The following is a 14,098-nucleotide window of genomic DNA, read 5'->3' as shown; positions in this document are numbered from 1 at the left end:
GGAAGCGGTGAGTGGTTACAGAATATAGTCGCGTGGATTAATCGGCCTTGAGCACAAAGACCCACGGGCCTTCGGCCGATCCTGTTTTAGCGTTGTCTTTGTCGCACGTGGCGCACGTAAACGTCAGCGTAAGGGTGCTGCCGTCGAGACTATAGGCCACGTTGACGCCGTCGTCGCGCACCAGTGTTTTCGTGGCGTCAGGGCCGAAGCTCCACGTGCCGCTGGCGGCCCAGGGCCTGAGGCCCGGCTGCGTGCCCGCCACGGTATACGTGTACGGCCCCGCGGGATTGTCGGCGCGAAAGGCTCCGCCCAGGGTGAGCGTGAAATCGGGGTTCTGGAACTCCGCGGTGCGGTTGTCGTCTTGCGTGACGCGCTCGACAGTCCAGGTATGCGTGAGCAGCTCGAGCTTTCCCTTTTCCACAGCGCCGGCATCACCGGAGTCGTCACCGCCACAGGCGCCGAGAATGGCGGCTGCCAGCAGGGTCAGGATATATACGTTATTAAGAAGTTTCATGATGTTTCGTTTTGAGGGTTGGTGTTATTGACGCACGACACGCGTCTTTACCGAGCTGCCGTTTTTCAGCACAACGTCCACGATGTATACGCCGGCCGGGCTGGCGGTCAGGTCAAGCTGACCGTCCTCCCCTGCTACAGCAGCGTGCCGTACGGCAATGCCCTGTGCGTTGTATACCTTCACCTGTTGTACCTCTTGCGGATGCAGGCCGTGCAACGTGATGCGGCCGGTGGTCGGGTTGGGATAGGCCCGCACCTTACCCGCCAGCTCGCCGGGCTCGAGGCCCGTGATCGCTGAAGAGTACGGCGGCGAAGTGCGGGTACACGCGGTGGGGTTGGTGATCTCTACCACGAGGGTGTGATCGCCGGGCGGCAGGGCACCTTTATAAATGAACGCCTGCTGTCCTTCGGGAATAGTATACAGTTCGTCGTCTACAAACCAGCGAATGTCATAGATCTCGCCGGCAAAGCCTTCGACACCGGGCAGGTAAGCCGTATCGGTCTCGATCACGTGGGGCGCAGGCATCGTGCGGATCCGCGCCGGGGTGCCGGAGTTGTAGCCGATAGTAGGACACTCTTCGGGGAAACCGGTAACATTATATCCACCCGGCTCTTTTACCCAGATGGTGTCGTTGTCGGAGTTCGGCACCAGCTCACCGTCTCTGTACCATTCATAACGCACCCAGTTGCCCTGAAAGGCATTGGCCAGCCATACAGAATCGCCTTCGGCACAGAACTCGCCGTTGCCCTGCTCGGCTACGGCCGGAGAAGCATGGGTATAAGTATCGATGAGCAGCGGCACGGAATAGCCCACACAGCCGTGGGCATCTACCACGCGCGCGGTAAGCCAGTTGACAACCGGCAGATAGCTGATCTTGTTAGTGGTTTCGCCGGCCACTTCCTCGCCCAGCACATAGTTACCGCTGCCGTCGTACGGACCTCTGAACCACCTGTAGGAAGTATACCCAGCGGGGGCGGTGACGGTGATGTCGGAATTACCGCAGAAAATTACATCGGCGATCGAATCATACGGTGCCAACACCCAACGGTGGATATTCATGGTGGGCGTTACGGTAAGCTTTGGATTCACCGTCGGCTTGATCTGGATCGGAGCGCTGACGGCTTTCACCCCCGTTGTACACGACTCGTGATGCGCGCGTACCTGATACGTGGTGAACCTGGTCACTTGCACCGTGAGGGTAGATCCCGCACCGGAGAGCGGCACGTATACTTCGTGATGGCCGGTGGGGCCCGAGTTGGCAATGGTCTTCTCAAACCACTGGACGTTGCGCCACTCGCCGGAGATCGAGAGTGTCGCCTTTTCGCCTTCACAGAGGGTATTCTTATCGGTTTCGACAAGCAGCGCGCGGGATGAGCCGTCGCGGATCTCTACCGGGAACGACTCTATATACAGGTTGGCATCGTCGCAGGCGATGGGATGCGCCCGGAGCACATAGGTACCGGCCGCGTTGACGGTAATGCGTTGATTGGTCTTGCCGCTCAGGGATTTATAGACACCGTTGGTGACCGTATACCACTGGAAATGGTCGTGGGTCTCGCGCATATCTTCATACGGGTAGATCTCCTGGGTTTGCCCGCCGCAGAGATATTCTATGGATTCGTTGCCCAGCGCCAGCGGGAACTGCTGGCCGGCATAAGACTGCAGGTATACCCGGGTGGTGGACTCGCAGCCGAGGGCTTCGGCTTTTACCACGATCTCCATTTCGCCTTCGAACGAAAAGTTATAGGTAAACCCTTCGGGTGTCACCGTTACCGGCTCGTGTCCGAAGACATGCTTGGTCCAGGTATAGGGATACCCCTCGTCGGTGATCGTGAGCGACAGCGGTTCGCCCGGGCAATGAGAAGAGTACGGCGCTACACCGGTGAGCACGGGCGTGATCGGTGCAAAAAAGAACACGTCCTGTGTGTCAGACGCGCGCCAGATCTCGGGCCATTCGGGAATGGACACTTCTACATAATACGTCTTGGTTTCGGTGACATGGATCTCGTTCGGACCTTCATACCAGAATTCTCCGTCGGAATACCATTTGTAACCGGCATACTTGTCTCCGGCCGTCAGCCTGACCGATGCTCCCAGACAGATAACGTCGTTGTCATTCTCCAGTTCTTCGGCGTTGCTCGTCAGCACGGGTGCCGCGAAGATGGCTGTACTGGCGGGGCGGGCGGCAGACTGCACCGTGCAACCCGCTTGTACGGCGCGCACGGCATAGTATGTTTTCGCGGCATTTACCGTTACCTGCTGGCTGCGGCTCGTCGCCGCGCCAAGCGGCGTCAGCGCGGCTTCGCTGGTGCCGCTCAGCCACTGATAGGAAGTCATGCCCTCTGTTGCGGTCATGGTCAGCTTGCTGCCGGCCAGCACACCGGTGACGGCGACAGCGGCTTCGCGTACGCGCACGGAATTCGAGAAGACCAGGTTGCCGTTTAACGGCACCTGTACTTTATATTGTCCGGGATCATCAGCGTCATAGCTGGCGCTCGTGGCGTTGGGGATGGCTTCGCCGTCGCGGTACCACTGGTAGCTGGCGTACGTGCCGGTGATCTGCAACCGCTCAGTGCTGGCCACCTCGGGACACACCCAGCCGTCGGCGGCGGTGATCGTTACGCCGGAAGCAATTTCCAGGTGGTAAACCGGGGAATAATGCCAGTACAAGAAGCCGCTGCCACCGCCGGTGGAGTAGCCGCCCCACACATACAGAGGCTTGTCTACTTTGATCTTAAAGTCGTAAGAGCCATCGCCGTTGGGCGTGGACGGCGGATTGTAGGATGTCCACTCGGGGTTGGGTTGGAAGTTCCATTCTCCAAAATCGGGTTCCTGGGCAAAGCTGAAGAATTTGAGGGGCGCATCCTGGGTTGGAGTCGACCACCGCAGGGTCACCTCCGTACCCACCGGCACCTCGTAGGGCGGCTCGATCAGCCCCGACGGCGACACAATGGAAAGGTTCGGCTGGGCCTGCAACAGCGATAAGCCGGATAGGCTTACCAGGACCATCAGTAGAAGTTTCTTCATTAGGTTTTCGGTTAAAGTGATAAACTAGGATTTGACTTAGGCTCTTGGCCAAAAGTACCCTATGATCCCCCAAACCGGTGGAAAAGGGGCGTGACAAAGAGTGACACACGCCATAAAAAACAATAATCGGGAGGTTCCCCGGGCGATTTCGGGAAGATTGTGCGGTTTGATGCGTGACGAAGGTAATTTTCTACCGTTCCTGACTGAAAAACGAAATTGGATGGCAGTCCCTTTGCCAGCCCGTGCAATAAGCACGGAGTCATTTTACCGGGCATTGCCCGCCCTGCTCGGTTCTTACTGCTTTTTGTACCGGCTCAGCAAGATCTTAATATCCTCCTCCTTTTCAAGATTGAGCTTTTCGCGGAGGCGTTGCTTTTTCTTTCGCACGGACTCGGGCGAGATGTTGAAAATCTGCGCGATCTCTTTGGAGTTCAGGTCGATCAATAAATACGCGCTAAGGCGCAGGTCGTTGGCGGACAGATCCGGATAGGCCTCCAGCAGCTGATGAAAGAATTGGGGGTGCACCTCTTCAAAGTGAAGCTTGAAGGCCTCCCATTCCTGGTCGCTGTTGTCGTTGCCGCGGATGATCTTTTTGGCCTTGTCGAGTTGGGTCTTCGCTCCCGGGGCATCTTTGAGGTCGATGGTGGCGAGCAGCTTGTGGATGGAAGCGAAGGTTTCGTTCTTGTTCACCAGGTGCAGGGCTTTGGTGGCAAGCTCGCGGTCCTTAAAGGTGAGCTCCTGGCGGAGACGTTCCTGTTCCAGGGCATTGAGGCGCTCGGTGGCAATCATGTCACGCTCCAACTGATCGCGCTCGACGCGATTCTTTTCAAGGGTAAGACGGTCGACTTCCTGCTCCTGTTGTAAGATCACGTTGCGCTGCTGGAGGTTGATGTATTTGGTTCGTAAAATACTGATGACCAACACCCCGATGACGATGCCGATCAACGTTACGCCAATCCAGAACTGGCGTTGGCGGCTGGCTTCCTGCTGGAGAAGCTCTACCGCCGTCTCCATTTTACCATACTCGTATTTCATCTGCGCTTCCGAGGTCCACTTGGTGGTCTTCTCTTCCGACAGCGTGTCTTTCCAGGCCAGCGTGAGGTTAGAGAAATGCAAAGCACGCTCCATGTTGCCGCGGGCGGCATATATTTTCGAAAGCCACCGGTAGCTATCGATGGTGTTCTCGGTGTCTTTCATGCGCTCGAAGCCTTCGATGCTCCGTGCTACATAAGCCGCGGCGGAATCGTACTGGCCGAAGTGATAGTAGGTCCGGCCGAGCGACAGCAAGTAACCCGACTGGTAGAACTGGTTGCGAATGCCGACGGACATGTCGTGGGCTTGCCGGTAACGCAGCAGCGCACTGTCGTAGTTTTTGGCCGTGTAGGCTATGTCGCCGATGTTATTGACGGTAACCGCTACGTTGGCCGTGTCGCGGTTTTCGCGGAACATTTGCTCGGCTTTATGCAGATTTTGCAATGCGCCGCGGTCGTCGCCGAGCTTGTGCATTTCTGTGCCGAGGTTGAGCGAGTTCAGGGCGATGCGGTGGCGGTTGCCCTGCTTTTCGCTGATGGCCAGCGCCTTCTTATAATATTCAACGGCTTGCGCCGTGGCATCGTTGGTGGAGTAGACCACGCCTATGTCATTGTAGATCGTGTTGAGGATCTCTTCGCGTTTGTATTGCCGGGCGAGCTCCAACGATTGAAAGAGGTAGCGCAGGGCTTCGTCGTGCTCGTTGTACTTTAAATACAGGATGCCCATGTTGATGAGGGCCTGTATTTCTTTGAGCTGGTCGTGGCGTTCGCGCGCCAGGGCCATCAGCTCGGTCAGCTCGGCGTGCGCCGTTTCAAACTTGAGCTCTTCTGTTTTTCGGACGGCGTCGATCAACAGCGAATCGAGGTTCACGTCCGCGGATGCTTGATCGGCCGAAGGTGTACAACGGGCCAGGGAGATGCACAGCCCGAGCACGGCCAGTACACGTCCGAGGGACAAACGATTGCAGTTCATTCCTGTTATGTGATGATACGCATCACAAACGTTTTTTTATCAGTACGTATGGGTGGCTCCGGGAATGTCTACAGCACAACAGTGGCGCAATCTAATCAATTTATAGGAATTGTATGGACTATACTTTTTGTGGTATCGTTTCAAAGATTTCAAACGTTCTACGCATCTTTGCTGCCTCTTTATACGTACCTCTATGGCAAAGACCCCCAATGCCCTGTAGGTAACTATAACAAAAACAAACACCGCGAAGAACGGTGAGGAGGAGAACTGTGTATGCGATATTTTTATGGTGGGGTTTTGGCACTCCTGTTTGCCGGGTGCGACCTTTTTGAATACCACCCCTATGAAGTCAGGATCCCTGACGACGAAACGGATCTGAACGCAAAGGCCATTGCACGGCTGCAGCAAACCACCCCGACGACAGACACGCTCACGCTCATCCTGATGGGCGACACACAGCGTTTTTATGACGACGTGGAGGACTTTGTGTCGAGCGCGAACAAGCAGCGCGCCGACTTTGTAATGCTGGACGGCGACATCACCGACTTTGGTATCCGCGACGAGTTCGAGTGGATCCACGACATCATGCGCAAGCTGAACAAACCCTACCTGACGGTGATCGGCAACCACGACTTGTCAGGCAACGGCGAGAAGGTATACCGCGAGATGTATGGCGACCTCAATCTGTCATTCTTATACCGCGGCTTTAAGTTCGTGCTGTTGAACACCAACTCGCGCGAGTATGCGTTCAGCGGCAAAGTGCCCGACCTGGACTGGCTGCGCACTCAGCTACAGGGCGACGACTTCGACCGGGCTGTGGTGGTTTCGCACGTACCGCCGTTTGACGGCGACTTTGACGTTAAACTGGCCGCCGCCTACAATGAAACGTTGTACAGCTCGGGAAAAGTGAACTTGTCCCTGCACGGCCATCAGCATGCATTCCGCGATACGACGTACAACGAGGGGCATATCCGTTATCTGGTATCGACCAGCATGAACGAGCGCATGTACCTGCTGGTAAAATTGTGGGACGACCGGGTGGATTTTAAGAAGATATTCTATTAATGACGCGCTTTTTCACATTATGCTTTGCCGTATTCATCCTGGTGGTGGGGCCGGCGGCTTCCGCGCAGGACAGCACACAACAATCTTCCCGTAAGTGGTATGTGCCCGATGTGGCCGTGGCGCAGTATGCCGGGAGTATCGGCTTTCTTTCGGTAGGCGCGGGGTACTCGGTGTTTCAGGACAAGGCGTATGTAGACCTGCTCTTTGGGTATGTGCTGCCTTCGCAGGCGGGCGGCGAAAGTCTCGAAACACTCACGCTTAAATTTACGGCCGCCCCGTGGAAGGTGCGGTTGAACGACCGCACAGAAGTGCGTCCACTCACGATCGGGACCTTCTTTAACTATACGATGGGACGGCAATATTCATCAGACCTGCCCGGCTGGTACCCCAGCGGCTATTACTGGTGGAGCGAGGCGGTACGGGTGAACATCTTTATCGGCGGCAACATCAGCCGCACCACACCCAAGTGGAAGAACATCAAGCGGGCAGCGATCTACTACGAGCTTGGCACGAACGAAATCAAGCTGGTAAGCTACGTACAGAACACAGGCTACCTCAACATCTGGCAAATTCTGCACGCCGGCATCGGGGTACGAGCGCATTTTTAAACCAGTGTGCGTGTGGAGTGTGAGAGCGATGAGTGACGCCTACGCTGTTTTCCTTCGCTCTCACACTCCACACGCACACTGTCTCTACGCTGCCGCTTCCTTCTTGCGCATAGCCAGATAGTAAACCGGAATGCCCAGGAGGATTACGAGTAGCCCCGGCAGGGTATATTGGCTTTCAAACAGCAGCAGCAAGACAGCGAGCGCAGAGGCGATGACAATGTAGATCGCCGGCAACACCGGATAGCCAAAGGCCTTGTACGGCCGGGGCATATCCGGGCGGCGGTGACGTAGGATGTAGATCCCCAGAATTGTCAACACATAAAAGATCAAGACGCCAAAGATCACCAAAGCAAGCAAATCATTGTATTTACCGGTAAGACACAACAGCGACGCCCACGTGCACTGCATCCAGAGACTGTTGGCCGGGACGCTGGCTTTGTTGAGTACGCCTGCCTTCTTAAAGAATAATTGGTCGGTCGCCATGGTGTAGAATACACGGGCGCCCGACAGGATCAGGCCGTTGTTACAGCCGAAGGTCGAGATCATGATCATCACGGCGATAATACTGGTGCCGGCGGTGCCAAAGATATACTCCGCGGCCACCACCCCTACCCGATCGCTTTTGGCGAACGCAATATCCTGTAACGGTATTACGGCCAGGTACATCAGGTTGGTCAGCACATAGATCACGGTGACGATAAGCGTTCCGAGCAGCAGGCTGAGGCCGATGTTCCGTTGCGGATTTTTTACTTCACCGGCAATAGACGTAATAGAGTGCCAGGAGTCGCTGGAGAACAGGGCTCCTTTCATCGCCACGGCCATAGCGCCAAAGAAAGCCAGGCCGCCGAGGGCCGTTGTCACGAGTTGGCCCGAGTCGCCAAGGGTCAGGCTGTTCAGCGACCAGGCATCTTGCCAGTTGGCGTTCCACACGGCGCTGTCGGCGCCCCAGACCAAACCGCAAATGATCAGGCCGGCCAGGGACAGGATCTTGACCAGGGTGAGGAAGGTTTGGAGAAAGGCACCTTCTTTTACGCCACGGCTATTGATATAGGTAAGGAGTACGATCACACCGATGGCCACGAGTTGCGAGGCTTTTAGCTGGAAGTCACCGAGCGTGAACAGTATGTTCTCCTCGCCCACCAGGGGCAACAGATAGGCGGTGAACTTGGCGAACGCTACGCCAACGGCTGCGATAGTGCCGGTGTGGATGATCGTGAAGAATGTCCATCCGTATAAAAAGCCGATGAGGGGGCCGTAAGCTTCGCGCAGGTATACATACATGCCACCGGCGCGGGGGAACATGGCCGACAGCTCGCCATAGCTGACGGCGGCGATGACGGTGATCACACCGGTGAGCACCCACATCCCGACCAGGTAGCCGGCCCCGCCGACGCTGCGGGCGATCTCTGAGCTTACAATAAAAATACCCGAGCCGATCATCGACCCGGCCACGATCATCGTGGCATCCAATAACCCCAGGCGGGGCTTGAACTCCTGTTTTGTTTCTTCCATGCGGTTAGGTTCGGTAAACTGGAGACGCCAGCCCGCGCACTGACGGTGCCCGGCATTTCCTTCCCTAATAATAAGATGGTTTGACCGCTCAACCAAATACCTGTTCGGGAAAACCGTGTAAGCGGTACTTTTACTATATTAACCCCATGATGAGACCTTACTATATTGTATGCCTGCTGTTGCTGCTTTCGTGCGGCAAAAAGGAGGCGGAGGTGATCACCCCGGCCACCGTGCGGGAGGTGCTGACGCGCTACGGCAAGGAGAACCCCGAGACGGAAGTCCTGATCGAAACGAAGTATGGCAACATGCGCCTGAAGCTGTATGAGGACACCCCCCTGCACCGCGCGAATTTCATCAAGCTGATCAAGGAGGGGTATTATGAGGACGCGGACTTTTACCGCATCGCATATGAATTTATGATCCAGGGCGGCGACCTGAAAAAGAGCCTGGGCTACCGCATCCCGTCGGAGTTCAACCCGAAGTATATCCACAAGAAGGGCGCACTATCGATGGCCCGCGTGGACGAGAACAACCCCAACCTGGAGTCATCGGCGGCGGAATTCTTTATCGTACACGGCGGCCGTTACCTGCCGGAGGACGTAGACATGGAGGCCCGCAACCTGGGGCTTACGCTCACCGACCAGCAAAAGGAAACCTATGCCGCCAACGGCGGCTACATGACATTGGACCAGAAGTACACGGTGTTCGGTGAGCTGACCGAGGGCATCGAAGTGGTGGACAAGATCGCAAGCGAAAAAGTGTACAGTACCGACAAGCCGCTGCGCGAGATCCCCTTCAAGATCAGCGTCGTCCGGTAGACAATGCAAAGATTTTAGAAGAAAAACAATAATCGGGTGAGTGTGGCGTTGGCACACGCGCCCAGTGACCGGTTTTCTGTTTTATCGACCCTGTTTAGCGTTAAACGACCGGATTTACAGCTTAAAAAAATGTAGTAGCAAAAAAAAGACGAGTGTTGTATGTTGCGCCTCGATCAACCGAAAAGACCGCTTATGAAAAATTTTGTAGCCCTGGTAGCGTGCGTGCTGGCCTTGCAGTGTGCTTTTGCGCAGGACACTCCTGCCACCACCGAACAAACTCCGCCGGCCACCACCACCCCGGCCCAACAAACCCCTGCCCAACAAACCCCGGCTCCCGCCACGACGGCCGCCCCCAAAGTGACCAAGCCTCGCCAGGCTCCTGTAGTGGAACCTACCGAGGACGAGCAGGCCAGCTACACGCTGCGCGAGCGCTTCAATATTATGAAGTCGAAGTCGCAATCCTACCGCGAATACAAGGTCGTAAAGGAAAGTGTGCTGGACGGCGTATGGAAGATCATTCGTGACTCGATCGCCGCAAAGGACGCCGCCCTTCGCAAAGCGAAACAAGACATCGCGGCCCTGAACGGTCAGTTAGGGGGCGTACAAAATAACCTGAAGCAAAAAGAGGCTTCGATGACGGAGATCCTCTATGACAGTACCCACATCAGCGTGCTGGGCATCGATATGGAGAAGGGTACTTTCCTGACGGTAATTGCGGTGCTGCTCGGCGCCCTGGCCGCTGTGGTCGCCACGGTGATCGGCCGGATGAAGCTCATGACGAAAACCCTACAGGAAAAGAAGCTGGCCGTGAACATGGTCACCAACGAGTACGAAGAATACAAACGCAAGGCGATGGACAAACAAACCAAGCTTTCACGTGAATTGCAGGACGAGCGGAACAAGCTCGCGGCGATCAACCGTTCTTAATTCTATACAACATCGTATATAAAAAGAGCCAGGTTTCCCTGGCTCTTTTTTTTGGGTATTGGGTTATTAATAGGTGATTAATGAGAGGCTTGTTGTTCTCCATGGGTTGCCTGCTTCGCTTCCAGGCCACGCTGTGCCCGTTGCTCGGGTTCGGATTGGTAGACCCGAACGTAATCGACTTCCATGCGTTGGGGCCAGATCGTCGTATCGATGCCATGCTTGCCGCCCCAGTTGCCACCTACGGCCAGGTTGAGCAGCAGGTGGAATTTCTGGTCGAACGGCCAGCCTTTGAAGTCTTCTTTCGGATCGCGCGCGATGGTGTGGTACAACGAGTCGTCTACGTAGAACTCCATCTTGTCCGCCTGCCAGTCGATGGCATAGCGATGAAAGGCTTCCTGCGCATCGGCTACGGTGATCAACGCCTCCTTCTGTGTTTGCTTGGCGTGGTTGTACGTCTCGGTGTGGATCGTACCGTGCACGATGCCGGGGTCATACCCTACGTGCTCCATGATATCGATCTCGCCACTGGCAGGCCACCCGCCGTACGCCCAGTCGGTGGACAACATCCAGATGGCGGGCCAGGTGCCGCGGCCGCGGGGCAGGCGGGCGCTGACCTCGATGCGGCCATACCGCCAGTCGCCCTTCTTTTTCGAAATGACCCGTGCCGACGAGTACGGCTGGCCACCGATGGAGTCCTGGTGGGCTTCGATGATGAGCTTGCCGTTCTCTACCCGCACATTGCGGGCATCGTGCGTATAATATTGCTTTTCGTTGTTGCCCCAGCCGTTGTTATTGCCCAGGTCGTAGCCCCATCGGGCGGTGTCGGGTACGCCGGCGGTGTCGAACTCGTCCGACCACACCAGGGACCGGGTTGTTTTCTCCCTGCACGCGCCTGCTAACAGCAGGGTGCAGAGCATGATCCTCCAGGTAAAATACATAGTCTTTTTTACAGGTTATGCCCCACGCGGGGCGTCAGGGCTTTTGTTGAAATACACGCACGTAATCTACGATCATGCGCTGCGGAAAAATGGTTGTACCGTCGGGGCTACCGGGCCAACGCCCGCCAACCGCCACGTTGAAGATAAGAAAGAACTCTTGTTGGAATTCGCTCAGGCCTTCGGGTGTCGTATCGATCACGTTGAACTGCTTATCGTCTACGTACCACGTGATCGCCTGCGGTGTCCACACCAGCGAGTACACATGAAACTCGTCGGCATACGTACCGTTTGCCAGGGTCGTATGACCGGTGTGGCTGGCGTAGTTGCCGTTGGCGCCTTCCCAATGCACGGTGCCGTGTACGGTATTCTCACGGCCGCTGCCGCCGACCATTTCCATAATGTCGATCTCGCCGCACTTCGGCCAGATGTCAGTCTGGTAGTTTGCACCGAGCATCCACAGGGCCGGCCAGAGTCCCTGCCCTTTCGGCAATACGGCGCGAATGTCTACACGCCCGTAGCGGAACTGGTGCTTGCCGGCAGTGATGATCCGCGACGAGGTATACTGGCTGCCCTGGTAGGCTTCTTTCCGGGCGGTGATGATAAGCTTGCCGTCTGTCAGCGACGTGTTTTCAGAGCGATAGAACTGCAACTCGTTGTTACCCCAGCCGTCCTGCCCGGTGCCGGTCTCGAAGGTCCAGTCGGCTGCGTTCAGCGCGGTGCCGGCGAACTCGTCCTGCCACACCAGGTCCATGCCTGCATAGCTTGTCGGCGTTTCATAGCCGGCGGTGGGAATGACCAGGTCGCCGCTGAGGGTGACGGATACACCCCTGGTTTCGGTCGTAAACGCCTGATCGGTTGTATGAGCCTGCACTTTTATCGTATAGGTACCCGATTTTGCATAGGTATGTGTAGCCTTTCCGTCGGTACTTCTGACAGGACTTTCATTGGCTGTTTCACCAAAATAGATGTTGTAAAAATTGACGGCGGAGGCTTTGGCCAGCACGCTTACCTCGGCAGGATTTGTCTGGCTTATGGTGACGTCTACCGACAGGATCTCCGGATACACGACGCAACAATCCTTACCGTTGTCGCTGCAACCCAGTATGCCGAGCAGGGCCAGGTATATACACGCAAAAAACATGGTGTGCTTATTCTTCATACAAATTAGGTATTTAAATCAAAACTACGCCGGAGGATGTTTATGGCCAACACCCCCCGGTGTAGTTTGTGCTATCGTCTATTGAGCGGCCGGTAACAGTTCTAAATCGTCGATAAAGAAGATGCCGCCGGTATAGATACCCTCCCCGCCAAGCTGGATGACGATGGTATTATAGGTCTCGTTAGCCGCCGCGCTGCTGAAATCGAAGGTCAGCTCGACCCATTCGTTCAGCGGCAGATCCTTGTGCAGCACTTCGGTTTGAGTTCTGAACGGTTCTGCCTCGTCGCGGTTCTGCAGTTTCAGCGATGCATAGCGCTGCAGTGTTTTATACGTCTGCCACGACTCGCCGCCTTCGGTGGTATAGTCGTTGTAGCTGGGGATAAACACTTTCATCTTGAACACGTGGCGCTCACGCAAGTCCATTTTATAGGGCAGCTGGATCTGTACGTTTGAAAAGGCACCGCCGCCTCCGGGAGCTTTTACATACTTGCCTACTTTGGCCGACGTGTTGATCGGCACCGGCGCCGGGTTATCGTAAGAAGCGATCGAGCCATTCGAGTTGGGGGTGAAGGTCACGTTGCCGGCACCGTCGAAGTCCGTATAAATGTCTTCGATCTTATACGGCGGCGGGGGTGGCGGATTGCGCACAAAGCCCTTGCGAATAAAGCGCTGATACCAGGCATTACCGGCCTCTCCTTCCTGTATCGAACGTATATAGAGCTCATCCGGTGTGATCGACAGGATCTCGTATACAGGAGCCCTGCCGGAGTAGTAGCCGATAAACCCACCGTTGCCGATGGTCAGGTACCACTTGCCATTGCTCTCCGACAATGACCACGTCTGCGGCGCCGGAGCGTACGGTGCGATGAAGTCGTTGCCATTCGGTTCCTTCACGGCGCCGGCAAAGGCAGACCCAAAGGCCGCGTTGACATATACGTCGCCGTTGGTATGATAGATCAACTGCGAACCCTGGAGCTTGAACGTGATCGAGTCGTCGTACATACCGAGACCCTCTTTGGCATTGGCCGGTGCCGAATACCACTCGGGCCAGGTACCGGCGGCAGGACCGATGCCCATGTGGCCGGCGGTGCCTTTGTCCATCACCCAGGTTTTGCCGTCGATGTCGTTAACACCGCCGGTCAGAAAGTTATACTGGTCGAGGTCCAGTAAGGTCGGATCATCTTGTGCGATGTCGATCGTTTGTGTTGTCGTATAGCTTCCGCCTCCGACATACGCCGTCATGGTCACTTCATAGGTTCCCTTGAAGGGATAGCTGGCGGTGGGCGCATCGCCTTCTGCCGTAGCGCCGTTGCCGAAGTTCCAGCGTTTCAGGAAAGCCGACGATTCGCTTGAAAAGTTGATGACATTGGGCTTGTCAGCCTTTGGCGTATAGGTAAAAGTAGCGTCCTCTACCGTGGCGACTCCACCCAGTTCGGGGTCGTCGTCTTCACACGCACTGAGTATCACCGCCAGGCTGAAGCACAGCCAGGCGAAGGGTAAAAATCTCTTGAGCATATCCATAGTTG

At 56.0% G+C, this 14,098-nt stretch carries 11 protein-coding genes; 4 read left to right on the top strand and 7 right to left on the bottom strand.

What is annotated here, in order from left to right; translation table 11 throughout:
- Positions 1–37 precede the first annotated feature (37 nt).
- The 3 genes from KK078_RS15520 to KK078_RS15510 form a co-directional block, all read right to left on the bottom strand.
- The gene (locus KK078_RS15520; protein ID WP_254091205.1) at positions 38–514 is read right to left on the bottom strand and encodes a hypothetical protein; all 477 of its coding nucleotides are present in this window, start codon (positions 512–514) and stop codon (positions 38–40) included.
- A 24-nt stretch (positions 515–538) separates the two neighbouring features.
- Positions 539–3,541: a T9SS type A sorting domain-containing protein gene (locus KK078_RS15515; RefSeq protein ID WP_254091204.1), complete on the bottom strand. Its 3,003-nt coding sequence runs from the start codon at positions 3,539–3,541 to the stop codon at positions 539–541.
- 294 nt (positions 3,542–3,835) lie between these two features.
- Entirely contained in the window at positions 3,836–5,545 is a 1,710-nt protein-coding gene (locus KK078_RS15510) for a tetratricopeptide repeat protein (protein WP_254091203.1), read from the bottom strand.
- 297 nt (positions 5,546–5,842) lie between these two features.
- Here KK078_RS15510 and KK078_RS15505 point away from each other — a divergent pair, with 297 nt between their 5' ends.
- Together KK078_RS15505 and KK078_RS15500 are read left to right on the top strand one after the other, a co-directional pair.
- Positions 5,843–6,610 carry a metallophosphoesterase family protein gene (locus KK078_RS15505; RefSeq protein WP_254091202.1) on the top strand — a complete coding sequence of 256 codons (768 nt, stop codon included), beginning with the start codon at positions 5,843–5,845 and terminating at the stop codon, positions 6,608–6,610.
- Positions 6,610–7,218 carry an invasion associated locus B family protein gene (locus tag KK078_RS15500; protein WP_254091201.1) on the top strand — a complete coding sequence of 203 codons (609 nt, stop codon included), beginning with the start codon at positions 6,610–6,612 and terminating at the stop codon, positions 7,216–7,218. Before KK078_RS15505 ends, KK078_RS15500 begins: the two co-directional genes overlap by 1 nt.
- 84 nt (positions 7,219–7,302) lie before the next feature.
- Here the strand turns inward: KK078_RS15500 and KK078_RS15495 are convergent, their stop codons facing one another.
- Complete coding sequence (locus KK078_RS15495) at positions 7,303–8,730, bottom strand: APC family permease (RefSeq protein ID WP_254091200.1); 1,428 nt, start codon at positions 8,728–8,730, stop codon at positions 7,303–7,305.
- A 146-nt stretch (positions 8,731–8,876) separates the two neighbouring features.
- On the opposite strand from KK078_RS15495, the gene KK078_RS15490 reads away from it, so the two are divergent.
- Positions 8,877–9,548 carry a peptidylprolyl isomerase gene (locus KK078_RS15490; protein ID WP_254091199.1) on the top strand — a complete coding sequence of 224 codons (672 nt, stop codon included), beginning with the start codon at positions 8,877–8,879 and terminating at the stop codon, positions 9,546–9,548.
- 192 nt (positions 9,549–9,740) lie between these two features.
- The gene (locus KK078_RS15485; RefSeq protein WP_254091198.1) at positions 9,741–10,475 is read left to right on the top strand and encodes a hypothetical protein; all 735 of its coding nucleotides are present in this window, start codon (positions 9,741–9,743) and stop codon (positions 10,473–10,475) included.
- Between the two features lie 77 nt (positions 10,476–10,552).
- Here the strand turns inward: KK078_RS15485 and KK078_RS15480 are convergent, their stop codons facing one another.
- The 3 genes from KK078_RS15480 to KK078_RS15470 form a co-directional block, all read right to left on the bottom strand.
- A complete protein-coding gene (locus KK078_RS15480) occupies positions 10,553–11,413 on the bottom strand; it encodes a glycoside hydrolase family 16 protein (RefSeq protein ID WP_254091197.1) in 861 nt (286 codons plus the stop codon).
- 34 nt (positions 11,414–11,447) lie between these two features.
- On the bottom strand, positions 11,448–12,572 hold the full coding sequence (locus KK078_RS15475; RefSeq protein ID WP_254091196.1) for a glycoside hydrolase family 16 protein: 1,125 nt from the start codon (positions 12,570–12,572) through the stop codon (positions 11,448–11,450).
- A 78-nt stretch (positions 12,573–12,650) separates the two neighbouring features.
- Positions 12,651–14,087: a PKD domain-containing protein gene (locus KK078_RS15470; protein WP_254091195.1), complete on the bottom strand. Its 1,437-nt coding sequence runs from the start codon at positions 14,085–14,087 to the stop codon at positions 12,651–12,653.
- Positions 14,088–14,098: the final 11 nt, after the last annotated feature.

The organism is Dawidia soli, assembly GCF_018598185.1.
In the GTDB taxonomy this organism is placed as follows: Bacteria; Bacteroidota; Bacteroidia; order Cytophagales; family Cyclobacteriaceae; genus Ohtaekwangia; species Ohtaekwangia soli.
Note: the sequence above shows the minus strand (reverse complement) of the source record. Positions and strands in the feature narration are given on the sequence as shown.